This window comes from Pseudomonas sp. KBN12P06040 (assembly GCF_037574965.1).
Taxonomy (GTDB): domain Bacteria; phylum Pseudomonadota; class Gammaproteobacteria; order Pseudomonadales; family Pseudomonadaceae; genus Pseudomonas; species Pseudomonas aeruginosa.
In genome coordinates this window covers 4198658-4223152 of record NZ_JBBELS010000001.1, presented here as the reverse complement: position 1 = coordinate 4223152, position 24495 = coordinate 4198658, and the positions used below count along the sequence as shown (strand labels likewise).

Here is a 24495-nt window from a genome sequence, read left to right as displayed (position 1 = left end):
AGCGGGCGCAGGCGCTGTCTCAGCGCGCCGCGCCTTCGATGATCGCCAGGACGTCGCCGATGGCGTGCTCCAGGTAGTCGCCCGCCTTGTACGCCGCAAGCGCCTGCGGACCGCCGTCGAGCACCGCCTGCGGCCGTTCGACGAAGCGTCCGAGCAGGTTGAACTCCTCGTCCAGCACCAGTACCAGCGGAATCGGGATTCGCTCCAGCGCCAGGCGCTGGCGCAGGTCGTCCTCGGCGCGGCCCTTGGAAATGATTGCCAGCTCGATATTCGGTTGCAGGCGCTGCGCGAAGTCCAGCGCGGCCAGGTTGATCTGGCAGTCCGGGCACCACATTTCCCCGGCGACCAGCAGGCGATAGCGCCGTTCGATGCGTTGCAGGCGTTCCGTCAGCGCGCTCGGCAGCCCGTTGCTTTCCAGCTTCTGCCGGAACCGCGCGACCGCGCCCTGTTCCGTGGCCAGGCCATGGCCGACGAAGGCGGCGAAGTCTTCTCCGATATCGAACAGTTCCGCGTAAGAGGCCATGCTGGTTTCGCTCCTGTGCTTGGGGAGGGATGGCGCGGCGGATATGCCAGGCAGTCGCGCCACGCCGGGGCGGCCAGGGTAGCGCGCTCGCCGCGTCGCGGCGAGCGCCGGCGTGCTCCGCCGGGTCTGGTCGTTAGCATGGCGCGGCTGGTAAAAAGACAGCGCCACCACTGCCCGCCAAGGCCCGCCCGATGCTGATCGACCTGCCTTCCACCCGTCCGGTCTTCGCCTATGCCCAGGATTATCTCCACGGCGAGCGCGTCGAGCTGCACCGGCATTCGCGCGCGCAATTGATCCATGCGCTCAGCGGGGTGGTCACGGTCGGCACCGCCGAGGGCACCTGGGTGGTGCCGCCGGGACGCGGTGTCTGGTTGCCGGCCGGTATCGAGCATGCCCTGCGTTTCGCCGGCCAGGTGCGCATGCGCACCTTGTTCATCGCCCCGCAGGCGCGCCACGACCTACCGCAGGACTGCCGGGTGGTGGACGTGCCGCCGTTGCTGCGGCAATTGATCGTCGCGGCGATGCGGATCTCCCCGGACTACCCGCCGGGCGGCCGCGACGAGCGGGTGATGGAGCTGATCCTCGATGAACTGCGGGTGCTGCCGATCCTCGCCCTGCACGTGCCACAGCCGGTCGATCCGCAACTGGCGGCGCTGTGCCGCAGCCTGCGCGCCGAGCCGGCCGCCGACTGGAGCCTGGGCGATGCCGCGCGTCGCCTGGGCGTCAGCCCGCGGACCCTGACCCGCGCCTTCCAGCGCGAAACCGGTCTCAGCTTCGTCCAGTGGCTGCGGCGCATGCGCCTGCTCGCCAGCCTCGATGCGCTGGCGGCAGGGCACTCGATCCTCGAGGTCGCACTGGACCTCGGCTACGACAGCCAGAGCGCCTTCAGCGCCATGTTTCGCCGGACCCTGGGCGTTTCGCCGAGCCTCTATTTCGGCCGCGGCGCCGCCTACGGGGTGGCCGAGGGCGACTGAGTTCAGTCCTTCTGGCGCAGCATCAGCGAGGCCAGGGCGCAGGCCAGGAGCGCCACGCAGGAAAGGTAGAAGGCGTCGGAGTAGGCCATCAGGTAGGCCTGCTGGCGCACCCCGTGGTCGAGCAGGGCCAGCGCCTGCTGCTGCTCCGGCAGTTGTATCCGCACCTGGCTACCGCCCAGGCGCTGTTGCAGGGCGCCGTCGAAGATCGTCAGGGTCTCGCCGATCCGCTCGGAGTGGAAGCGCTCGCGCAGCGAGACCAGTTGCGTCAACAGCGCGGTGCCGATCGCGCCGCCGAGGTTGCGCAGCATCGAGATCAGCGCCGAGGCCGAGCCGGCCTGGGCCTTGTCCAGGCCCTTCACCGCCAGTACCGAGAGCGCGACCATGATCAGCGGCTGGCCGATGCCGCGCACGACGATGGAGGGGATGATCACGTTGCGTCCCGCGTCGGCGTTCAGGTGCGCGCCCATCCAGCAGCCCAGGGCCATGATCGCGAAGCCGCCGGCCACCAGCAGCTTGGGGTTCAGCCAGCGCATCAGGCGCGGCAGCAGCGGCGCCAGGAGCAGTTGCACGAGGCCGTAGAGGATCAGGCTGTCGCCGATCTGCCGGGCGTTGAAACCCTGCAACTGGGACAGGTAGTTGGGCACCAGGAACACCAGGCCGAAGGTCGCCGCGCCGAACACCGCCATCGCCAGGCTGGACACGCCGAAGTTGTAGCTGCCCAGCAGGCGCAGGTTGATGAACGGCCGCGCGCCCCACAGTTGGCGCTGTACGAAGAGCAGCAGGGCGAGCACGGCGAGGACGGCGAAGGTGCGGATGAAGCCGGACTCGAACCAGTCGCGGCGGCCACCTTCCTCCAGCACGATCTGCAGCGCGCCGAGGCCGGCGACCATCGCGCCGATGCCGAGCCAGTCGGCCTGGCGCAGGCGTTCGCGGTCGCCGTCGCGGGGGCGGATCGACCAGGCCACCGCGGCCAGCAGGGCGATCCCCGGCAACAGTTGCAGGAGAAAGATCCAGCGCCAGGAATAGGCATCCGCCAGCCAGCCGCCGATCGACGGGCCGGCGGCCTGGGCCACGCTGTTGGAAAGGCTGAACAGCGCCATGCCGAGGGGTATCCGGCTGGACGGCAGCTCGGTGAGGATCAGTTGCATCGACAGCGGGATCAGCACCGCCCCCGAAGCCCCCTGGATCACCCGGATCAGGATCAGCGTCGACAGGTTCGGCGCCAGCGCGCAGCTCAGCGAACTGAGCAGGAACACCAGCGAGCCGAGGAGCATCACCCGGCGCAAGGAGAACACTTCCACCAGCCAGGCGGTAAGCGGGATCATGCTGATTTCCGCGACCAGATAGGCGGTGGATATCCACGAGCCCTCCTCGAAGGTGGCTCCCAGCGCGCCTTCTATCTCCGGCAGCGCCGCGCTGGTGACGTGCACGTTCATGCCAGCCATGAAGCAGCCGAACAGGCCGCCGGTGACGGCGACCCAGGCACGCAGCGATACCTTGTCGTCAGCGCTCATCGGCGGAGGCTCCGTCCGGTTCGCGAGTGTCCACGGTGGCGATCACCGACATCCCCGGCAGCAGCCGGCCCCGCTCGGCGGCGTCGGTGTCCAGGCGGATACGCACCGGGAAGCGCTGGACGATCTTGGTGAAGTTACCGGTGGCGTTGTCCGGCGGCAGCAGCGCGAATACCGCGCCGGAGGCCGGCGCCACGCTGTCGACGCGGCCGCGCCAGCGGCGGCCGAACGTGTCCACCTCCAGCTCTACCGGTTGCCCGGGGCGGATGCGTTCGAGCTGGGTCTCCTTGTAGTTGGCCACCACGTAGGCCTGCTCCAGTGGCACCACCGCCAGCAGCGGCAGCCCCGGCGTGACGTACTGGCGCAGGCGCACCTTGCGCTGGCCGACGCGGCCGGCGAATGGGGCGCGGATTTCGGTATCGTCCAGGGCGTGGCGCGCCAGTTCGCGCGCCGCCGCGGCTTCCTGCAGCTCCGCCTGGCGCTGGGCGAGCGCCGCCTCCGCCTCGCGTCGCCGGCTCTTCAGTACGTCCCTGGCGGCGCGCTGGCGGCCTTCCTCGGCGCTTGCCCGCCGCGCTGCCGCCCGCGCTCGCTGGTGCGCCGCGTCGGCATTCTCCAGGCGCTGGCGACTGGTGGCATGCTCGTCGGCCAATTGCCGGTAGCGTCGCCAGTCGGTCTCGGCGCGGCGCCATTCGGCTCGCGCCGCTTCGCCATCGGCGCGGGCGCGGCTGATCGTCTGCGCCTGCTCCAGCAGTTGCCGATCGAGGGTCTCCAGCTTCGCGCGCTGGGCTTCCAGCGCCGCCTGCGCCGCCGCTTCGCGGGCCTCGGCGGCGCGCAGGCGCTGGCGGAAGTCGCGCGGGTCCAGGCGCAGCAGCAGGTCGCCGGCCTGGACGTCGGCGTCGTCGGCCACCAGCACCTCGGCGACGTAGCCGGAGACCTGCGCGCTGACCGCCACCCAGTCGGCGCGTACATAGGCATCGTCGGTGCCCTCCAGGAAGCGTCCGCTGCTCCACCACCAGGCCAGCAGGGCGGCGAGCACGATGGCGCCGGCGAGGCCGCCCAGCAGCCAGGTTCGGCGCCGGTGCGTGGCTGCTGGCATGGTTTCGCCAGTGGTGTGTTCGATGGGTTCTCTGATTGCCTGGTTCATTGTCCGTTTTCCTGGTGGGAGGGGCTGGGAGCGGCTTGCCAGCCGCCGCCGAGAGCCCGGAACAGTTCGACCTGGCGCTCGGCGACGCGCATCTCGGCGTCGACCAGGCGCGCCCGGTCGGCGACCAGGCTGCGTTGACTGTCGAGCAGCTCGAGGGCATCGAGGGCGCCGGCGCGATAGTTGCTGCGCGCCAACCGGTAGGCGTGGCGCTGCTCGTCGAGGGCACGCTGGAGGTCGGCACGCCGCTGGCGCTCGCCGGCATACAGCGCCAGGGCACGCTCGACCTCGCGCAGGGCGCCGAGCACCGCTCCGTCGAAGCGCGCCAGAGCGGCGTCGTGCTCTGCCGCTGCGCTGTCCAGGCGGCCTCGCGCGCTTTCCCGGTTGGGGAAGCGCCAGCTCAGCAGCGGGCCGGCCGCGTAGGCCAGCGCGCCGCTGCCGCCGAGGCCGGCGAGGGTCACTGCGGAGGTTTCGGCGCCGACGGCGAAGCTGATGCGCGGGTACAGCTCGGCTTCGGCCAGCGCGCGCCGGGCGTCGGCGGCGGCGAGCCGGCGCTCGGCCGCGCGGACGTCCGGGCGGCGCGCCAGCAGGCTCCAGCCGTCGCCGGTGGGCAGGGCACGGCGCAGTTGCGGTATGCCGGCGCAGGTCGCGGCAGGAGCGTCCAACTGGCGCGGCGAGCGCCCGCTGAGCAGCGCCAGTTCGTAGAGTGCCGCGCGCCGCCGCGCCTCGAGCATCGGCAGCGCGGCGCGGGTCCGCTCGCGCAAGGCCAGCAGCCGGCGTCGCTGCAGCTCGCTGGAAAGGCCGGCGGCGAGCTGGCGTTCGCTCAGCGCCAGGCTCGCGTCGAGCAGGCCGACCGATCGGCGTTGTACCTCTGCCCGTCGCGCCAGGGCGCAGGCGCGGACGTAGGCGAGGGTGGTCTGGCTGGCCACGCTGACCCTGAGCAGGTCGCGCGCCGCTTGCGCCGCTTCGGCATCCGCCTTCGCCGCGGCGATGCGGGCGCGGACTTCGCCCCACAGGTCCAACTGGTAGGACAGGTCGAGGCGGGCGGTGTGTTTCCACTGGCTGCGCAGCTCCTCGTCGGTGGCTTCGGCGAGGGTCTGGTCGTCGCCGTCGCGCCCATACTGGTAGCCATAGCCGACCTCGGTCCGTGGCCAGCGTTCGCCCTGTGCGCCGCGCAGATGGCCGAGGAGCGCGCGGGCATGGGCATCGGCTGCGGCCAGGTCGCGGTTGTGGCGCAGCGCGGCGGCCACCAGGTGGTTCAGCCCAGGGTCCTGGTAGAGCGTCCACCACTGGGCGGGCAGCGCGTCGCCGCGGGTTCCCGCCACCCTCGACAGGCCAGGGTCGAGGCTTTCCGCGCGTGGCGCGGGTTGGTTGCGGTTCGCGCAGCCCAGCGCGGTGGAGATCCCCAGCGCCAGCGCCACGCAACGCAGATGACTGGCAAGCGGCATTGCCCTGCTCCCGTGTCTGAAAGAGCGGGGAACGGTAAGGCAGGCGCGGGCGGCCTGCGCCGGCAAAAGCGCCAGTCATCGTCGCGAAATGGACAGTCGGCGGATTTTTCAGCGTTGTCGCATCAGGTATGGGCCGCAGCCCAGGGCCAGCAGCCCGGCCGGGATGGCCAGCAGGGAGATGCGGGCGATCTGCCGGGAGTAGCGGTTCACCCCGGCAAAGCTGTCGGCCTTGGTGGCGGTCTCCCGGCGAAACCCCGGTCGCGGCTTTCGGCGCGGCTGCGTTCGAGAAGGAACTCCACGGCGACCACGCCCAGCCAGAATGCGACGGCGAACAGGCGAAGGGACAACGGCAACGGGTGCATGGCGCGCTCTCGCTGGTCTTTCAGGCGTTCTCCGGATGCCGTCTCAGCCAGCGCAGGGCGTCGTCCCACAGCGCCTCTGCACCGGCGCGGAAGTAGCCCATGTGTCCGAGCGGTCCACCGTCGGGTCGCAGGTCGAGGGTTTCCAGCGGTGCGTTGCGGTAGGCCTCGACGAAGGCGTCCCGCGAGCGCGGCGGTGCCCAGGGATCGTCCAGGGCGGTGGCGAACAGACAGGGCGTGCGCACTGCGGCGTAGCGCTGGTGGAGGTGGCGCATCGCCGGGTCGTCGAAATAGTAGCGGGGATGGCGGCACCAGCGCTTCCAGTCGCGGTAGACCCCCAGCGGCAGGTCGTCGCCCATGCCCAGCAGGCTCCAGGCCATGTAGCCTTTCCAGGCCACCAGCGGCGGCAGCACCAGGGTCCACAGCAGGCGCACCTTGAACGCTTCGCGGCGCGACATCCAGCCGCTCCAGCCGGCGCCGCTGCCGAAGCTGTAGCAGGCGGCGAGCCGCCCATGGTCGGGCAGCAGGCCGATGGCGTGGCCGCCGAAGGAGTGGCCGATCCAGTACAGCGGCCGCTCCTCCCGGCCGAGCAGCTCGACGGCGGCGGCGAGGTCCCGGTAGGCCCAGTCCAGGTAGGACATGGCGAAGCCCTTCAGGCTTGCCGGCGCGGATTCGCCGATGCCGCGATAGTCCAGGGTGAGTACGTCGAAGCCCTGGCGCGCGGCGTGTTCGGCGAAACGCCGGTAGAAGCGCTGGGCGACGCCCGTCGCGCCGGCCACCAGCAGGTTGCCATGGGCGTGGCCCGGCGCGTGGTAGCGGTAGGCGGACAGCGGATAGCCGTCGGTCGCGGGCAGGGCCAGGCGTTCCATCCGCACCGGCGCTGCGGAATGTTGAGTCAACGAAGTCATGTCGGTTTCCGCAGGAGAGATGGAGCGGAGCGACCGGGGGTCGACCCGCAGGGGAGCTAGCGGCCTTTGAACGCCGGCGCGCGCTTTTGCACCATCGCCAGCACGCCCTCGCGGACGTCCTCGCTGCCGATCAACGCGGCCAGCGACTCGTTGACCCGCGACAGCGCCGCATCGTCCCCCTCGTCGCGCCCCTGGAACGCCGATTGCAGCGCGGTGCGCACCGCCAGCGGCGCGGCCCGGGCGATCCGCTCGGCGTATTCGAGGGCCCGTGCCAGTTCCTCGCCGGGTTCCACCACCTCGGTGAGCAGGCGCATGCGCAGGGCTTCGTCGGCATCGAACTCATCGCCGGTGAGGATGTAGCGCATGGCGTCGGTCCAGCCCGCCGCGCGCGGGAAGCGCACGGTGGATCCGCCCAGCGGCGGGATGCCGCGTAGCACCTCCAGATGGGCGAAGCGCGTGCCGCGCGCGGCCACCGCGATGTCGGCATTGAGCATTAGCTCTATCCCGGCGGTCCAGCAGGTGCCTTGCACCGCGACCACCAGCGGCTTGCTCCGACGCGGCTGGACCACGCCCCAGGGATCGACGCCGCCGTCCGGATAGCGGAAACCGCTGGCGGCGAGCTTCGGTGCCAGTTCCATCAGGTCGAGCCCGGCGGTGAAGTGCTCGCCATGGGCGAAGAGCACGGCACAGCGGGATTCCTCGCTGCGCTCGTATTCACCCATGGCCAGCGCCAGGTCCGCCAGCATTGCGCTGTCGAAGGCGTTGCGCTTGCCCGCGCGGTCCAGGCCGATGAGAAACAGATGACCGCGCTGCTCTCGGGTGACGCGGCCCGGGCCGCTGTTGGCTTCGCTCATGATGCCTCTCTCCTGTGCTTGGGTTGGTGGAGCGGAAACTTCTTCTAGTTACCTACCGAACATTCGGTTTGTAAAAACTAAACAAACATTCGGTAACCGTCAAATTGAGGCGCCAAGGCTTATGGCATAGAATCAACGCCTTTGATCGAGAGCAGGAACCTTCCGTGCGTCCGTTGAAAATCTCCCGCGACGAGCTTCTCCAGCGCTGCGCCGGCACCTTCCGTCGCTACGGCTACCACGGCACCACCATGGAAATGCTGTCCAGCGCCTGCGGCTTGACCAAGGCCTCGTTCTACCACCACTACCCGAACAAGGAAGCCTTGCTCCGCGACGTTCTCGAATGGACCCACCAGCGGCTCGCCGAGACGCTCTTCAGCATCGCCTACGACCCGCTGCTGACGCCCCGCGAGCGCCTGGAAAAACTCGGCCGCAAGGCCGCCCGGTTGTTCCAGGACGACAGCATCGGCTGCCTGATGGGCGTGGTCGCGGTCGACGCCAGCTATGGTCGCAGCGAGCTGATGGCGCCGATCCGCAGTTTCCTCGACGACTGGGCGCAAGCCTTCGCCCAGCTCTACCGCCCGGCCTTCGACGAGGCGCAGGCGCTGGAGCGCGGCCGGCAACTGGTGGCCGATTTCGAAGGCGCCATCCTGCTGGCGCGCATCTATGGCGAGCCGGGCTATATCGATGGCGTCACCCGGCGAGCGCTGGAGCAACTGGCGGGCTAGCCTGCGCCCGCCTTCAACCTGAACGAAGCGTTTCGCCAGGCGGTCGGAACAACAGGTCCCCGTTCCGGAAGCCGAGTCCATGCCGCTGCGCCGTGCCGTTTTCGCCATCCTTTTCGCGTCCCTGGGCAGTCCTTTGGTCGCCGCCGAAACACCCCTGCGCCTGGAGCGCCTGGAGCGCTGCGGCGATCTCCTGGCCAGCGAGCGGCAGGAGTGGTGCCTGCGCGTGCGCGGCCTGGGTGCCGGCCTGCCGCGCCTGTTGCTGGACGGCCGCGAACTGCCGGCCACCGCCCTGCGGCGCGAGGGCGACGGCCTGCGGCTCCGCCTGGACCGCCGTGGCCACGCCAGCGGTCCGCTTTGGCTGGAGCAGGGCGGGCGCAGCAGCAATCCGGTATGGCTGACCCTGAACGGCAGCCATGTGCTCGCCGCCGGTCCCGACGAGGTGGCGAAGAACATGGATGGCCTGACCACCTACGTCGACCTGGTCAGCCTGTTGATCGAGGAGAACCACGATGGTCGCCGGGAGGCCGAACGCCTGGCCGATAAATATGGCGCGCGGGTGGTCGGCGCGATCCCGCCGTTGAACCTCTACCAGTTGCGCCTGCCGGCGCGCGACCTCGTCCAGCGCGACGCGCTGGTCCTCCGCATCGGCAGCGAGACCAGCGTGGACGCCGTGGTGGTGGAGGAGTCCGCGCCGGAGAAGGGCGAGGAAACCGAGGCGGCGCGCCGGCCCGTGGACAAGCCGGACAGCGACTCCGACGAGTGGGCGGCCAATCGTTTCATGGACGCGGTGAACTATTACCAGCGTCGGGTCCGCGCCCGCCAGGCCCCGCTGGAGACCCGCCCGGTGCGCATCGGGGTGATCGAGCGCGACGTCGACTTCGACGCCCCCGACTTCGCCGACTACCTCGGCCCCTGCAAGGCGCCCGCGCCGCGTACCTGCCTCTACGCGCGCGATGCCGAACGTCCCGACAACCACGGTTCGACGGTCGCCGGCATCCTCGCCGCGCGCTGGGACCAGGGCGGCAACAGTGGCTTCCTGCGTGGGCTGGACCGCGCCAGCCAGGGTTTCGAAGTGATCGTCGAGCGCAATTCCGACGCTGGCATCACGGCCAACGTCGCCGCTTCGGTGAACCTGGTGGAGGATGGCGTGCGGGTGCTCAACTGGAGCTGGGGCATCCACCGCGTCGGCGCTCGCGACGTCGATGGCGACGAGGTGGATTCGCTGGTGCGCTCGGGGATCGCCATGAGCGGCTACGAGGAGTTGCTCGAGGAATTCTTCCTCTGGCTGCGCAAGGAGCATCCGGACGTGCTGGTGGTCAACTCCGCCGGCAACGGCTCGTCCTACTCCGGTACAGACGAATACCGCCTGCCGTCCTCCTTCGTCACCGAGCAGTTGCTGGTGGTGGGCGGCCACCAGCGCAGCGAGCGCCAAGGCCTGGCGGTGGACGACCCGGCCTACGCGGTCAAGCGCAGCACCTCGAACGTCGACATGCGGGTGGATGTCACCGCCGCCGCCTGTACCCACGCCTCGACCCTGGAGAGGGACGCGCGGGGCGAGGTGCACTGCGGCACCTCCTATGCCACGCCGATGGTCGCCGGCACGGTCGCCGCCATGCTTTCCCTCAACCCGCGGCTGCGACCCGAGGAGATCCGCATGCTGCTCCGGCGCAGCGCCATGACCATCGGCGGCGACTACGATTTCGAGCCGGCCGATGCCGAGGACCTCACCGCACCGATCCTGCCCTCGGAGCGCGGCTACCGCCTGGACCACCGCGACGTCGGCCGCTCGGCGCGGCTGGACATGCAGAAAGCCCTGGACCTGGCGGTGAAGAGCCGCGAGCGGGTGCGCTGAGGCGTTCCGCCGGCCCTGGGCCTCACGGCGAGGCTTCCAGCAGCCGGGCGAGGCGTTCGGCGAGTTCGTTGTGGCGGAACGGCTTGGTCAACACCTCGAAGCCGTTGAGTTGCTCGGGCGTGAGGTTGGCGTAGCCGGTGATGACCAGCACCGGCAATTGCGGGAAGCGCTGGCGCAGTTCCTCGGCAAGCTGCACGCCGGTCTTGTCGGCCATGAGATGGTCGGTGACCAGCAGGTCGGGCGCCAGGCCGCGCTCGACCTCGCCCAGGGCTTCCTCCGCCGACGCCGCCTCGCTGACCTGGTAGCCGAGATCGCCGAGCAGCAGCGCGGTGGTGTAGCGCACCATCCTGTCGTCGTCGACCAGCAGCACGTAGGTCGGCCGCAACGCTTCCGGTGCGTCCGGGCAGCTTTCTGCGGTGGATTGCGTCTGCTCCGCGGTGATCGGCAGCCAGATGCTCACCCGGGTCCCCTTGCCGATCTCCGAGTGGATGCCCAGGCCGCCGCCGGACTGGGCGACCAGGCCCTGGACCATCGACAGGCCGAGGCCGGTGCCCTTGCCCACGCCCTTGGTGGAAAAGAACGGCTCCATGCAGCGGGCCAGCACCTCGGCGGGCATGCCTCCGCCGTTGTCGGCGACTTCCAGGCACACGTAGCGGCCGGCGCCGAGACCGTCCACCGCGCCGTCGATCACCAGGTCGGTCCGCGCGCCTATTTCCAGGCGGCCGCCTTCGCCCATGGCGTCGCGGGCGTTCACCGCGAGGTTGAGGATGGCCAGTTCGAACTGGTGCGGATCCACCACCACCGCAGGCAGGCGTTCCGGGATCTCGATGCGGACCTCGATGGTCGGGCCGAGCGAGCGCTCGATCAGGTCGTGCATGCCTTCGACCAGCTCGCGCAGGGCCACCGCCTGCGGCTTGAGGGTTTGCCGGCGGGCGAAGGTGAGCAGGCGACCGACGAGGTTCCGCGCCCGTTCGGCGGACTGTAGCGCGCCGTCGATGAGGTCGGTGGAGCGGGCGTCGTCGAGCCGCCGGCGGATCAGTTCCAGCGAGGCCATGATCGGCGTCAGCAGGTTGTTGAAGTCATGGGCGATGCCGCCGGTCAACTGGCCGACCATCTCCATCTTGCGTGCCTCGTGAAGCTGCGCCAGGGCGCTTTCGCGCTGGGCGAGCATGGTCGCGACACGTTCTTCCAGGCTTTCGTTGAGTTCGCGCAGCTCGTTCTCGGCGCGTACCCGCGCGCTGATGTCCATGCACACGCAGAGCAGGCCGCTGGCGGCATGCTGCTCGTCCACCAGCGGCGTGACCTGGTTCTGCACCCACACCGTATCGCCGTCGGGGCGAACGTAGCGGCCGCTCATCTCGAACGCCGCGCCGGTCGCTCCGCCTGGCGCCGCAGGGAGGGCGAAGTCGGCGGGGTCGAGGATGTCCTGCATGCGCAGGCCGAGCAGGGTCTCGCGCGAACGGCCGGCGATCTCGCAGTAGCGATCGTTGACCCGGGTGAAGCGCCAGTTCCGGTCGCATACCGCGATGCCCGCGCTGGCCTGGTCGAACATCGCCGCCAGTTGCGCGGAACTGGTGCGCAGCGCCAGCTCCGCGCGGGCATGGGTGAGCGAGGTCCAGGCCAGCTTGGCGGCTTCCTCCGCCAGGCGGCGCGAATCTTCGCCGAGGGCCTGCGGATGGGCGAAGTGGATCGCCAGCAGCGCCTCCAGCCGGCCGTGGCGCAGCACCGGGACGTGCAGCGTGGCGCCCAGCCCCAGGCGCGCGCGGCTCGCCGCCTCGTCGAGACTCATGCCGCGCTCCCCGGCGAGGTCTTCCCGCGCCACGCTGCGTCCGGCATGCAGTTCGCCGGACAGGGTGGCGCCGAACGCCAGGTAGCGATGCCGACCGACCGCCGAGCGGCCGTCGTGGAGATAGTCGCGATGGACCTGGAAGGTCATGCCGTCGCCGTTGTCCTCGCCGAAGAATATCCGCGACGCGCCCAGCTCCTCGCCGAGCCGGCGCAGGGCGGTGGCTTCGATCTCCAGGGGATCGGCCAGGGACGGCAGGGTCTGGCCCAGTTCCAGGAGGAACGCCTGGCGGCGTTCAAAACGCACCCGCTCGGTGGTCTCGGTGACGATGCACAGCACGCCGCCGACGGAACCGTCGGTTTCCCGCACCGCCGAATAGGACACGTCGAAATAGACCGTCTCGCCGCGTCCATGGCGTTCGATGTAGAAGGGCCGATCCTTTGCCGCGAAGGTTTCACCGGTCTCGTACACCCCGCGCAGCAGCGGTTCGAGGTCATCCCACAGCTCCCGCCAGTTCTCTATCGCCGGCCGGCCGAGGGCGCGCGGATGCTTGTCGCCGATGCTCGGCGCGTAGGCATCGTTGTACAGGGCGACGAATTCCGCGCCCCAGAACAGCACGATCTGCGCCTTGGCCGGCAGCAGCGTGGCCATCGTCGTCTTCAGGCTCGCCGACCAGGCGTCCGGCGGGCCGAGGGGCGAACTGGCCGCGTCGAGGCTGAGCAACAGTTTCCCGACCGCTCCTCCGTTGGCCAGGAAGGCCGGTGGATGGTCGAGGGTGTTCGGGTCCGGTTCGATGGTGAAAGGCTGTGCCATGTCTGCGGAGTCTTGCTCGGTTCCGGTTGAGGTGGTGGGTCGTATGGAATATAGGAGGGCGGTGGGTGCGCTTGCGTTCAATCCGGCTGGGCGGGATGGCGCACCGGGGCGCTCCAGACGCTCGGCGCGTTGCCAGGCGGAGTCTGGCGATGATTTCGTACGCGGTGCCCGAGACCGCGATGGAGACTTGGCGTAGGGGCGAACGACGCCACCGGCGTCATTCGCCATGGCCGGGTCAACCGGAACGTCGAGCGGCTACCAGGCGCTGCTGCAGGCGCGTCAGGAAGGCCACTTCGAAGGCGGTCTTCTGCATCGGTGTGGGCAGGCTGTCGCGGCCGAAGGCGAAGGCGGTCCAGAGCTGGCCTTCGATCTGGTCGGCAAGCCAGTTCTCGGCCTGGCGGACGCCCTTGTCGATGGCGGGCTGGGCGGGAACCGGCCAGAGCAGGGAGAGACCGGGTTGCCGGTCGGCGGGGGGAATCTCGACCATCAGGTCCTTGTAGCGTTCGATGATTGCGTCGACGTGGGTCTTTTCCTTTTCATCCTTCGTCATGCTGGGTACTCCGTTTCTGAGAGTCACATGACCTGCCGCCTTCGCTGTCAATCGATGGAGGCAGGATCGCTCAGGGTTGACAGACCGGGAAACGGAACCGGCAGACCACGAGGGTCTCCCCACGCGATCCGCCATGAAGGCCCGCAGTTGGAAAACTGCGGTCGAGCCGATGCCTGCAAAAGCATTCGCTGCTTTCGCATGCACCGCTCGGCGCATCGCGCCGTCTCTTCGGGCTGTCAAACCCGGTCACGGATTTGGCCGTGACGGGCGCAGGATAGGGGCAGGCAAGGCGGGGAGCAAGGGCGGGAACGGGTGACGGCAGAGGCTATCGGCAGGCAAGGCGTTGGCTGAAGCGATTCATGGAAATAACCCGGCGTTGGGAGCGCGCCGTTAATCATCGTTTACCAGGAGAAAACAATCCGCCTGGACTGTTCGATTCAATATTTTGTGATGCGCTTCACGCAATAAGAGTATTCCTTATGAGCCACGCAAAAGTGTCATTCGCTTCTTCGAAGAGGGCGCTGCCGAAGTTGCACGCTAGTTGGGCACGCCGCGAGGGCGGCTCGGCACTTTGGTGCATAAGGATATAACCCTTTCTTCATTTCTGATTTTCGTCAGAGTTCGTGCCGGGGCGACCGTCCGTCATTCGATATTAATTAAAAGCGTCAATAATCCGTTTAGGAATCAGGGGCTTGGAAATCCACCTGGCAGAACTGACAGGTCGGTATGCCCAACCAAAGTATTGAACTGATTTAAGTGGTGGTACAAATTTGCCTTTCCCATGTTAGTCCTACTTAACAGGCGAAGCGGTGGAGAGCGCTCTGTTGCGGGCTGCTCGGGATTAAATGGGTTTCGCCCTCGGGGGCTCCTGTCTTCCAATAAAAACAAGTTGTCGCCAGGCCTGATGAACTTTCAGGTACCCGCGTTCCGTTTTCTCGCGGAACTCACTGACTGCGCTTAACCGCGTGACCGGTTCGGTCGGTAAACAGCGACCTGCGCCGGAAACGCGATAACCGAGACAACTCAATCGAGGAACAGAAGATGGGATTATTCAATGCAGCCGCGAACCTGTTCGGCCAGGTCTACGAGCGTGCGACGCAGGTGGCCGCCACCGCCGTCACGGCGGTGGCGGACGTGGCCAGGACATTGGTGGGCTCCACCGTCGACGCCGTGGAGCAGCAGGTGCACGAAGCGCTGACATCGGTGCATGACGCCGTTGCCAGCGTGGAGCAGGCGCTGGAGGGTACGGTCGGCGCGGTGGCCGGCACGCTCGGCGAGATCGCCGGCGACGCCCTCGACACCGTAGGCTCCGCGGTCGGCACGCTGGGCGGGCTGGCCGGCAACTCGCTGGCGATCGCCGACGACTTGTTGCACGGGCGCGTCGAGCCGGAGGATTACCTGAAGCTGGTCGGTGACCTGGGGCAGGGCGTCGGTGCCACCGTCGGCCATGCCTGGGAATTCGGCAGCGACAGCCTGAAGGCCGCCAACGATCTCTACCACGCCGCCTACCAGGGTGGCTCGCTAAGCCTCGGCAATAGCGACGGCCTGCTCGGGGTCAATGTGATCGGCTCGCTGCTCGGCGGCAATCACGACCAGGGCGTGATTCCCGATAGCCGCGGCATCCTCGGCCCGCTGCCGATCAACGTCTCCTTCACCGAGCAAGGCCTGACCTTCGGCGGCGAGACGCCGCTGACTCCGCTGGTCACCGCAGCCCTGGCGCTGAATCCGATCACCGCGCCGCTGGTGCCGGTGCTGGCGCCGCTCAACCTCGGCGGCCTGGGAGTGGTCGGCTCGGTCGACAAGGAAGGCTTCAGCGCCAAGTTCTACGGTATCGCCGGACCCAGCTACAACCTCGGCGTGGCCAATCTCGGCGGCACCCTGGAGCTGGGTAGCTACAACGAGGTCAAGCTGCTGAGCTGGAACGAGGTGACCCTCAAGGACCTGCCCATCGTCGGCGGCATCCTCGGCTACGTGCCGGTGGTCAAGGACATCGGCGTCTCGCTGCCGACGCTGGACCTGCACTTCGACAGCAAGCTGTATGCGCAAACGATTGCCGGTGTCGATGTCGCCGGGGTCGGGCCGAAGGGCCAGATCGAGCTGGTGCATGACCTCGACAATGACCTGTCGATCGTCGCCGGGATCGCCGGGGATACCGCGCACAGCGCCCTGGACGGTGCCGGCAAGGTGCTCGCGGCGCTGCTCGGCCACGGCGGCGAAGCGGCGCCGCCGACAATCCAGCTGATCGGCGCCGACCCGGCGCCGGAGCATCAGGCCCTGGCCGCCTGACGGCGAGGGAACGCCCGGCACAGGGAGGTGCCATCCGGGCTCATTCGGGATTCCAGCGGCAGTCGTGGCAGAAGTGAGCGCGCTCGATGGCAAGGCTCGGTTCCAGCGTTACCAACGAAATCAAACAGGCCCTGGCGGCCAGCCGCAGTGCGTTGCGCAGCGTGGCGGCGTTCTCCGGGGTGATCAACCTGCTGATGCTGGTGCCCTCGCTGTACATGCTGCAGGTGTACGACCGCGTGCTGTCCTCGGCCAACGAAGTCACCCTGTTGATGCTGACCCTGATGGCGCTCGGCGTGTTCGTCTTCATGGGCGCGCTGGAGGCGCTGCGCAGCTTCGTCCTGGTGCGGGTCAGCGAACGCTTCGACGGCCAGTTGCACGGGCGGATATACGCCGCCGCCTTCGAACGCAACCTGCGCGCCGGCGGCCAGGAGGCCAGCCAGGCGCTGCACGACCTGACCACCCTGCGCCAGTTCATCACCGGCCAGGCGCTGTTCGCCTTCTTCGACGCGCCCTGGTTCCCGGTCTACCTGCTGGTGATCTTCCTCTTCGACCCCTGGCTCGGCCTGCTCTCGCTGGTCGGCGCGCTGGCCCTGATGGCCCTCGCCTGGTTCAACGAACGCGCCACCCGTGCGCCGCTGGCCAAGGCCGGCGAGTTGTCGATCAAGTCCGGCCAACTGGCCAGCAACAACCTGCGCAACGCCGAGGTGATCGAGGCGATGGGCATGCTCGGTAGCATGCGCGGGCGCTGGGAACGGCTGCACCAGGCGTTCCTCGACCAGCAGAGCCTGGCCAGCGAGCGCGCGGCGCGGATCAACGCGCTGAGCAAGTACCTGCGCATCGCCCTGCAATCCCTGGTGCTCGGCCTCGGCGCCTGGCTGGCGGTGGAGGGACGCATCACCCCGGGGATGATGATCGCCGGCTCGATCCTGATGGGCCGTGCGCTGGGGCCCATCGACCAACTGATCGGCGTGTGGAAGCAGTGGGGCGCGGCGCGCGATGCCTATCGCCGGCTGAGCGGCCTGCTCGACGAATTCCCCGCCCGCGAGCGGCGCATGGAATTGCCCGAGCCGCGTGGCCACCTGCTGCTGGAATCGCTGGACGCGGCGCCGCCCGGCAGCGAGGCGCGCACCCTGCGTGGCCTGACCCTGGCGATCCCGGCCGGCTCGGTGGTCGGCGTGATCGGTCCGTCCGGCTCCGGCAAGTCGAGCCTGGCGCGGGTAGTGCTGGGCATCTGGCCGACCCTGCACGGCAGCGTGCGCCTGGACGGCGCCGAGATCCGCCAGTACGAGCGCGAGACCCTCGGCCCGCGCATCGGCTACCTGCCGCAGGACATCGAACTGTTCGCCGGCACGGTGGCGGAAAACATCGCCCGCTTCGGCGAGGTGCAGGCCGACAAGGTGGTGGAGGCGGCGCGCCTGGCCGGGGTCCACGAACTGGTCCTGCGCCTGCCGCAGGGCTACGACACCGTGCTCGGCGTCGGCGGCGCCGGGCTTTCCGGCGGCCAGCGCCAGCGCATCGCCCTGGCCCGGGCGCTGTACGGTGCGCCGACCCTGGTGGTGCTCGACGAACCCAACTCGAACCTCGACGACAGCGGCGAGCAGGCGCTGCTGGCGGCGATCCAGGCGCTCAAGGCGCGTGGCTGCACGGTGCTGCTGATCACCCACCGGGCCGGCGTGCTGGGTTGCGCCGACCGCCTGCTGGCGCTGAACGCCGGCCAGTTGCACCTGTACGGCGAGCGCGACCAGGTGCTCGCCGCCTTGAACAACCAGCGCGCCGCGTCGGCGTCGCAGCAGCGCGCGGACTACCGGGTGGCCGGCTACGGCGCGCCGCAGGTGGTGGCCGCGCCGCGCCAGGGAGGTGTGGAATGACCCGCACGGTGAAACGCGACGAGAACGCCTATGCGCGACTGGGCTGGCTGCTGGTCCTGTTCGGCTTCGGCGGTGCGCTGCTCTGGGCCGCCTTCGCGCCGCTCGACCAGGGCGTGGCGGTGCCGGCCACGGTGATCATCTCCGGCCAGCGCAAGTCGGTGCAGCATCCGCTGGGCGGGGTGGTCAAGCACATCCTGGTGCGCGACGGCCAGCATGTGGAGGCGGGCGAGCCGCTGATCCGCATGGAACCGACCCAGGCCCGGGCCAACGTCGATTCGCTGCTCAACCGGTACGCCAACGCGCGGCTCAACCAGGCGCGCCTACAGGCCGAATACGACGGCCGGCGGACCCTGGAGATGCCCGCGGGGCTGGCCGAGCAGGCCCCGCTGCCGACCCTCGGCGAGCGCCTGGAGTTGCAGCGGCAGTTGCTGCACAGCCGCCAGACCGCGCTGGCCAACGAACTCTCCGCATTGCGGGCGAACATCGAGGGGCTGCGCGCCCAGCTCGAAGGGTTGCGCCAGACCGAGGGCAACCAGCGCCTGCAACAACGCCTGTTGAACAGCCAGTTGAGCGGTGCGCGCGACCTCGCCGAGGAAGGCTACATGCCGCGCAACCAGTTGCTCGAACAGGAGCGCCAACTGGCCGAGGTGAACGCCCGGCTATCGGAGAGCAGCGGTCGCTTCGGGCAGATCCGCCAGAGCATCGCCGAGGCGCAGATGCGCATCGCCCAACGCGAGGAGGAGTACCGCAAGGAAGTCAACGGGCAACTGGCGGAAACCCAGGTCAATGCACGGACGCTCTGGGAGGAGCTGTCCTCGGCGCGCTACGAACTGCGGCACGCCGAGATCCGCGCGCCGGTCAGCGGCTACGTGGCCGGCTTGAAGGTGTTCACCGATGGCGGGGTGATCGGCCCCGGCGAATTGCTGATGTACATCGTGCCCAACAGCGACAGCCTGGAAGTGGAGGGCCAGCTCGCGGTGAACCTGGTCGACCGGATCCACAGCGGGTTGCCGGTGGAGATGCTGTTCACCGCCTTCAACCAGAGCAAGACCCCACGGGTCACCGGCGAGGTGACCATGGTCAGCGCCGACCGCCTGCTCGACGAGCAGAACAAGCAGCCCTACTACGCGCTGCGCGCCCAGGTCGACGCGGCCGCGATGGGCAAGCTGAAGGGCCTGCAGATCCGCCCGGGGATGGCGGTGCAGGTGTTCGTCCGCACCGGCGAGCGCTCGCTGCTCAACTACCTGTTCAAGCCCCTGTTCGACCGCGCCCACGTGGCGCTGGCGGAGAACTGACCGATGACCATGCGCCGCCTGATGACCTGGCTGTTCGGCGCCTTCCTGTTGCTGCTGCGCGAGGATGCCTTCGCCCTCGGCCTGCTGGACGGCTATCACCTGGCCCTGGAGAACGACCCGCAGTTCCAGGCCGCGATCCAGGAGCACGAGGCTGGCAGGCAATACCGTGCGCTCGGCCGCGCGGCGCTGCTGCCGCGCCTGGTGTACAGCTACAACCGTGGGCGCAGTTGGTCCGATGTGACCCAGACCACCACCCGCGGCGATTTCAAGGAAGACCGCGACTACGACAGCTACGTCTCCACCCTCAGCCTGCAACAGCCGTTGTTCGACTACGAGGCCTTCAGCCGCTACCGCAAGGGCGTGGCCCAGGCGCTGCTGTCCGACGAGCGCTTCCGCAGCCAGAGCCAGGAACTGCTGGTCCGGGTCCTGGAGGCCTATACCGGCGCGCTGCTGGCCCAGGACCAGATCGAACTGGCGCGGGCGCAGAAACGCTCCTACCGCGAGCAGTTCCAGCTCAACCAGCGCCAGTTCGAGCGCGGCAACGGCACCCGCACCGACACCCTGGAGACCCAGGCCCGCTTCAACCTGGCCCAGGCCCAGGAAATCGAGGCGCGGGACAGCCAGGATGCCGCCCTGCGCGAACTGGAGCGACTGGTCGGAGCGCCGCTGGAGATCGCCGACCTGGCGCCGCTCGGCGAACGCTTCCAGGTGCGCCCGCTGAGCCCCGCCAGCTACACCGCCTGGCGCGACCTGGCGCTGGCCGAGAATCCCGAGCTGGCCTCGCTGCGCCACGCGGTGGACGTGGCCCGCTACGAGGTCGAGCAGAACCGCGCCGACTTCCTGCCGCGCCTGGGCCTGTACGCCAGCACCGGCAAGTCCAAGTCCGGTTCGGAGAACACCTACAACCAGCGCTACGAAACCGACAGCGTCGGCATCCAGTTGAGCGTTCCGCTGTTCTCCGGCGGCGAGACCCTGGCGGCGACGCGCCAGGCCACGCATCGCATGGAGAAGAGCCATTACGACCTGGACGACAAGGTCCGCGAGACCCTCAACCAGGTGCGCAAGATGTACAACCAGAGCAGCAGCAGCGCGGCGAAGATCCGCGCCTACGAGATGACCGTGGATTCGGCGCGGACGCTGGTGATGGCCACGCGCAAGAGCATCGCCGCCGGGGTGCGGGTCAACCTCGACCTGCTGAACGCCGAGCAGGCGCTGTACAGCGCGATGAACGAGCTGTCCAAGGCCAAGTACGACTACCTCACGGCCTGGGCACGCCTGCGTTTCTACGCCGGGGTGCTGGACGAAGCCGACCTGGAACTGGTGGCGGCGAACTTCGTTTCCGGCGAGACGCCGGCGCGCCGCCGCGACTGCGCGACGACGGATTGCCCGGCGCCGCTGCACACCCTGTCGAAGACCGATACGGAGGAAAACCGGAGCGCGCTCAATTGAGACCGCGAAGGACGTGCGGGCAATTGTTCGCCTGGCGTGAAGTCGATGTCCCGGGCGGGTCGACAGAGGTCGAACAATACGCATGGAATTGTTTTTTCAATAAGGCGCTATTTATATGAAACGGTTTTTATAATATTCCAGTGTCTTCGGTAGTTTATCTTTCCTGCATGATTTCATATATGCGGAATTCGTTCGTGCATATGCTTTAAGTGCAGCTTAATTTTTTTCATGAAACCTGTGGACATTGGAAAATGAGCTGTGTCAGTTTGGACTTCGGCCTGATCTGGCCGATAACTGCAATTATCCATCCGATAATTGTATCCGAGTTATTTCCTTTACAACTTAAAGGGATATGACAATGTCCAGCAATTCTCTTGCATTGAAAGGTCGTAGCGATGCGTATACCCAGGTAGACAACTTCCTGCATGCCTATGCGCGGGGCGGGGACGAATTGGTCAATGGCCATCCGTCCTATACCGTCGACCAGGCGGCGGAGCAGATCCTCCGCGAACAGGCGTCTTGGCAGAAAGCACCGGGCGACTCGGTGCTGACCCTGTCCTATTCGTTCCTGACCAAGCCGAACGACTTCTTCAATACGCCGTGGAAGTATGTCAGCGATATCTACTCGCTGGGCAAGTTCAGCGCCTTTTCCGCGCAGCAGCAGGCTCAGGCCAAGTTGTCGCTGCAATCCTGGGCGGACGTCACCAATATCCACTTCGTCGACGCCGGCCAGGGCGATCAGGGCGACCTGACCTTCGGCAACTTCAGCAGTAGTGTCGGCGGTGCGGCGTTCGCCTTCCTGCCGGATGTACCGGATGCGCTCAAGGGACAATCCTGGTACCTGATCAACAGCAGCTACAGCGCCAACGTCAATCCGGCCAACGGCAACTACGGACGCCAGACGCTGACCCACGAGATCGGCCATACCCTGGGCCTGAGCCACCCCGGCGACTACAACGCCGGCGAGGGCGATCCCACCTACGCCGACGCTACCTACGCTGAGGACACCCGCGCCTATTCGGTGATGAGCTACTGGGAAGAGCAGAACACCGGCCAGGACTTCAAGGGCGCCTATTCCTCGGCACCGTTGCTGGACGACATCGCGGCGATCCAGAAGCTCTACGGGGCCAACCTGACCACCCGCACCGGCGACACGGTGTACGGCTTCAACTCCAACACCGAGCGCGACTTCTACAGCGCCACCTCGTCCAGTTCCAAGCTGGTGTTCTCGGTGTGGGACGCCGGCGGCAACGACACCCTGGACTTCTCCGGCTTCAGCCAGAACCAGAAGATCAACCTCAACGAGAAGGCGCTGTCCGATGTCGGCGGGTTGAAGGGCAATGTGTCGATCGCTGCCGGGGTCACCGTGGAAAACGCCATCGGCGGCTCGGGTAGCGACCTGTTGATCGGCAACGACGTGGCCAACGTGCTCAAGGGCGGCGCCGGCAACGACATCCTCTACGGCGGCCTCGGCGCGGACCAGCTGTGGGGTGGCGCGGGAGCCGACACCTTCGTCTACGGCGATATCGCCGAGTCCTCCGCGGCGGCGCCGGATACCCTGCGCGACTTCGTCAGCGGCCAGGACAAGATCGACCTGTCCGGGCTGGACGCCTTCGTCAACGGCGGGCTGGTGCTGCAATACGTCGACGCCTTCGCCGGCAAGGCCGGCCAGGCGATCCTGTCCTACGACGCGGCGAGCAAGGCCGGCAGCCTGGCGATCGACTTCAGCGGGGATGCCCATGCCGATTTCGCGATCAATCTGATCGGCCAGGCGACCCAGGCCGACATCGTCGTCTGACGCGCTGATACGGGCGCGGTTCGGTGCGGCGGTACGAACCGCGGCCCTTCGGCCGGCCGGGCACTGTTCGAATTGATAGGTGTCTTCCACAGGAGCGAAGTTGTGAACTGTGGCGCGCCCGTGGGCCGGCGACCCGGCGGACGAACGGAGGCCCGCGGCGCCTGGCGCGCGCTGGCGTTCGAAGCGAGGATGGCGGGCGGCCTTCGCCGTGTTATCCGATGTTCCAGGCTTGAAGGAGATCTCTCGATGTCGGCAAGCGCGAAGCTCTCCAGGATGGTTTGCTTGCTCTGCGGTTTTTTCAGCACAGGTATCAGTATGGCCAGCAGTCTGATTCTTCTCAGCGCTTCCGATCTCGCCGGGCAATGGACCCTGCAGCAGGACGAGGCGCCCGCGATCTGCCACCTGGAGCTGCGCGACAGCGAAGTGGCGGAAGCCAGTGGCTACGACCTGGGCGGCGATACCGCCTGCCTCACGCGCTGGCTGCCCAGCGAGCCGCGCGCCTGGAGGCCTACCCCGGCCGGGATCGCGCTGCTCGAACGCGGCGGCCTGACCCTGATGCTCCTCGGTCGCCAGGGCGAGGGCGACTACCGGGTGCAGAAGGGCGACGGCGGGCAGTTGGTGCTGCGCCGCGCGACGCCCTAGCTCGCCTGCGGGTCAGACCACGAAGCGACCGATCATGCCCTTGAGGTCGTTGGCCAGGCGCGACAGCTCGTGGCTGGCGCCGCGGGTCTGCTCGGCGCCCTGGGTGGTCTGCACGGCAACGTCGCGGATGTTCACCAGGTTGCGATCGACCTCGCGGGCGACGTGGGCCTGCTCCTCGGCAGCGCTGGCGATCACCAGGGTGCGCTCGTTGATCCGCGTGGCGTGCTCGGCGATCTCGCCCAGCGTGTGGTCGGCGGCCTCGGCCTCGTCGAGCATCTGCCGGGCGCGCTGGTCGTTCTCGCGCATCGCGGACACCGCGGTGTCGGTGCCCTCGCGGACGCTGGCGATCATGCCTTCGATCTCATGGGTCGATTGCTGGGTGCGGTGGGCGAGGGCGCGCACTTCGTCGGCGACCACCGCGAATCCGCGGCCCTGCTCGCCGGCGCGGGCGGCCTCGATGGCGGCATTGAGGGCGAGGAGGTTGGTCTGCTCGGCGATGGCGCGGATCACGTCGAGCACCTTGCCGATGTCCTGCGCCTGGCTGGCCAGGCCCTCCACCAGGCGCGCAGTCTGGCCGATCTCGGTGTTCATCTGGCGGATCGAGCGGACGGTCTGTCCGACCCGTGCGCGGCCGTTGCCGGCGGCCCGTTCCGAGAGACTGGAGGCCTCGGCGGTGGAGCTGGCGTTGCGCGCGACCTCCTCGACCGCCGCGCTCATTTCGTTGACCGCGGTGGCGGCCATCTCGATCTCATCGTTCTGCCGGGCCAGCGACCGGTTGCCTTCCTCGGTCACCGCGTTCAGTTGCTCGGCAGCGGCGGCCAGCAGCGCGGCGGAATCGCCGATCTGCTCGATGGTGTCGTGCAGGCTGGCCTGCATGCTGCGCATGGCCTTCATCAGTTGCGCCGGCTCGTCGTCGCCGTCGCTGGCGATCTCGCCAGTCAGGTCGCGGGCCGCGATGCGGTCGGCGCAGGACACCGCCTGGCGGATCGGCACGACGATGCTGCGGGTCAGCAGCCAGGCGATCGTCACGCTGGCCGCCAGGGCCACCAGCAGCACCGCGAGGATCGCGGTGGAGGCCCGGGAGTAGACATCGGCGGCTTCGGCGGTGGAGGCGCGGGCGGCCTCGCGGTCGAGGGCGATGAGTTGCTTCAGGGTCCGCTGCACCTGCTCGTAGCGCTGCAACTGGGCCCCGCCCATCAGCACGCTGGCTTCGTCGGTACGGTTGTCACGGGACAGCGCGAGCAGGGCGGCGTGTCCTTCGAGGTATTCCTGCTGGCGCTGGACGAACTGGTCGAGCAACGCGCGCTCCTCGTCCAGGACCAGCAAGGGGCGGTATTCCCTTTCCACCCTGGCGAGGGTAGCGATGACCTCGTCCATCCGTTGTTCCTGCTGGCGCATGCGCGTGGCGTCGTGCAGCAGCACGTGGTTCATCTCGCCGAGGCGCAGTTCGCTCATCAGGCCGCTGAGCTGGGCCGAGGCTTCGACGCTGGGCAGCCAGACCTCGCCGATATCCCTGGCGGCGCGGTTCAGCGAACCCATGCGGTTGTGCGCGAAGAGGCCGAGCGCCACCAGCAGCGAGGCGAGGATGGCGAAGCCGATGACGGCGCGTGGGGTGATGGCGATACGACGAAGAAGCATGGGGTGGTCTCCGACCGGGCTGTGGGAAGGTGCTTGGGCCTGTAGCGGGGCGCGGAGGGGTTTCTTGAGGGGCTG

Annotated in this window: 18 protein-coding genes; 9 read left to right on the top strand and 9 right to left on the bottom strand. The window is 68.4% G+C overall.

Annotation, left to right across the window (positions count from 1 at the left end; all coding sequences use genetic code 11):
* Nucleotides 1–19: 19 nt before the first annotated feature.
* The gene (locus tag VQ067_RS19785; RefSeq protein WP_003086710.1) at nt 20–523 is read right to left on the bottom strand and encodes a thioredoxin family protein; all 504 of its coding nucleotides are present in this window, start codon (nt 521–523) and stop codon (nt 20–22) included.
* A 191-nt stretch (nt 524–714) separates the two neighbouring features.
* On the opposite strand from VQ067_RS19785, the gene VQ067_RS19780 reads away from it, so the two are divergent.
* Nucleotides 715–1497 (top strand): AraC family transcriptional regulator, encoded by a 783-nt coding sequence (locus VQ067_RS19780; RefSeq protein ID WP_033990224.1) that lies wholly within the window; start codon nt 715–717, stop codon nt 1495–1497.
* A 2-nt stretch (nt 1498–1499) separates the two neighbouring features.
* On the opposite strand, the gene VQ067_RS19775 is transcribed toward VQ067_RS19780, so the two are convergent.
* The 5 genes from VQ067_RS19775 to VQ067_RS19755 all read right to left on the bottom strand — a co-directional run bounded on the left by VQ067_RS19775 (nt 1500) and on the right by VQ067_RS19755 (nt 7718).
* Nucleotides 1500–3011 carry an MDR family MFS transporter gene (locus tag VQ067_RS19775; protein ID WP_003112040.1) on the bottom strand — a complete coding sequence of 504 codons (1512 nt, stop codon included), beginning with the start codon at nt 3009–3011 and terminating at the stop codon, nt 1500–1502.
* On the bottom strand, nt 3001–4152 hold the full coding sequence (locus VQ067_RS19770; protein WP_033990223.1) for an HlyD family secretion protein: 1152 nt from the start codon (nt 4150–4152) through the stop codon (nt 3001–3003). Before VQ067_RS19770 ends, VQ067_RS19775 begins: the two co-directional genes overlap by 11 nt.
* Nucleotides 4149–5597, bottom strand: a complete 1449-nt coding sequence (locus VQ067_RS19765) for an efflux transporter outer membrane subunit (RefSeq protein WP_033990221.1) — start codon at nt 5595–5597, stop codon at nt 4149–4151. Before VQ067_RS19765 ends, VQ067_RS19770 begins: the two co-directional genes overlap by 4 nt.
* Before the next feature lie 382 nt (nt 5598–5979).
* The gene (locus VQ067_RS19760; RefSeq protein ID WP_033990219.1) at nt 5980–6864 is read right to left on the bottom strand and encodes an alpha/beta hydrolase family protein; all 885 of its coding nucleotides are present in this window, start codon (nt 6862–6864) and stop codon (nt 5980–5982) included.
* A gap of 56 nt (nt 6865–6920) precedes the next feature.
* Nucleotides 6921–7718 (bottom strand): crotonase/enoyl-CoA hydratase family protein, encoded by a 798-nt coding sequence (locus tag VQ067_RS19755; protein ID WP_033990217.1) that lies wholly within the window; start codon nt 7716–7718, stop codon nt 6921–6923.
* Between the two features lie 164 nt (nt 7719–7882).
* Between VQ067_RS19755 and VQ067_RS19750 the strand changes: the two genes are divergently transcribed.
* Both VQ067_RS19750 and VQ067_RS19745 read left to right on the top strand, forming a co-directional pair.
* Nucleotides 7883–8443 (top strand): TetR/AcrR family transcriptional regulator, encoded by a 561-nt coding sequence (locus tag VQ067_RS19750; RefSeq protein WP_003086720.1) that lies wholly within the window; start codon nt 7883–7885, stop codon nt 8441–8443.
* A gap of 79 nt (nt 8444–8522) precedes the next feature.
* A complete protein-coding gene (locus tag VQ067_RS19745) occupies nt 8523–10295 on the top strand; it encodes a S8/S53 family peptidase (RefSeq protein ID WP_003086721.1) in 1773 nt (590 codons plus the stop codon).
* 22 nt (nt 10296–10317) lie between these two features.
* Here VQ067_RS19745 and VQ067_RS19740 read toward each other — a convergent pair whose 3' ends face one another.
* The gene (locus VQ067_RS19740) at nt 10318–12894 is read right to left on the bottom strand and encodes a PAS domain-containing protein (protein ID WP_033990215.1); all 2577 of its coding nucleotides are present in this window, start codon (nt 12892–12894) and stop codon (nt 10318–10320) included.
* A gap of 235 nt (nt 12895–13129) precedes the next feature.
* Nucleotides 13130–13444: a LasR-specific antiactivator QslA gene (locus tag VQ067_RS19735; protein ID WP_003086723.1), complete on the bottom strand. Its 315-nt coding sequence runs from the start codon at nt 13442–13444 to the stop codon at nt 13130–13132.
* Between the two features lie 1041 nt (nt 13445–14485).
* On the opposite strand from VQ067_RS19735, the gene aprX reads away from it, so the two are divergent.
* The 6 genes from aprX (at nt 14486) to aprI (ending at nt 22782) form a co-directional block, all read left to right on the top strand.
* The gene (aprX, locus tag VQ067_RS19730) at nt 14486–15730 is read left to right on the top strand and encodes a type I secretion system-dependent protein AprX (protein ID WP_003082538.1); all 1245 of its coding nucleotides are present in this window, start codon (nt 14486–14488) and stop codon (nt 15728–15730) included.
* 86 nt (nt 15731–15816) lie between these two features.
* Nucleotides 15817–17598: an alkaline protease secretion ATP-binding protein AprD gene (gene aprD / locus VQ067_RS19725; protein ID WP_019485219.1), complete on the top strand. Its 1782-nt coding sequence runs from the start codon at nt 15817–15819 to the stop codon at nt 17596–17598.
* Entirely contained in the window at nt 17595–18893 is a 1299-nt protein-coding gene (aprE, locus tag VQ067_RS19720) for an alkaline protease secretion protein AprE (RefSeq protein WP_003082540.1), read from the top strand. The genes aprD and aprE overlap by 4 nt, the downstream gene beginning before the upstream one ends.
* Before the next feature lie 3 nt (nt 18894–18896).
* The gene (gene aprF, locus VQ067_RS19715) at nt 18897–20342 is read left to right on the top strand and encodes an alkaline protease secretion protein AprF (RefSeq protein WP_003110827.1); all 1446 of its coding nucleotides are present in this window, start codon (nt 18897–18899) and stop codon (nt 20340–20342) included.
* 358 nt (nt 20343–20700) lie between these two features.
* Nucleotides 20701–22140 (top strand): serralysin family metalloprotease AprA, encoded by a 1440-nt coding sequence (gene aprA, locus VQ067_RS19710; protein ID WP_003159842.1) that lies wholly within the window; start codon nt 20701–20703, stop codon nt 22138–22140.
* A 246-nt stretch (nt 22141–22386) separates the two neighbouring features.
* Nucleotides 22387–22782, top strand: a complete 396-nt coding sequence (gene aprI / locus VQ067_RS19705; RefSeq protein ID WP_003082543.1) for an alkaline proteinase inhibitor AprI — start codon at nt 22387–22389, stop codon at nt 22780–22782.
* 12 nt (nt 22783–22794) lie between these two features.
* Here aprI and VQ067_RS19700 read toward each other — a convergent pair whose 3' ends face one another.
* A complete protein-coding gene (locus VQ067_RS19700) occupies nt 22795–24420 on the bottom strand; it encodes a methyl-accepting chemotaxis protein (RefSeq protein ID WP_033957093.1) in 1626 nt (541 codons plus the stop codon).
* Between the last annotated feature and the right edge of the window lie 75 nt (nt 24421–24495).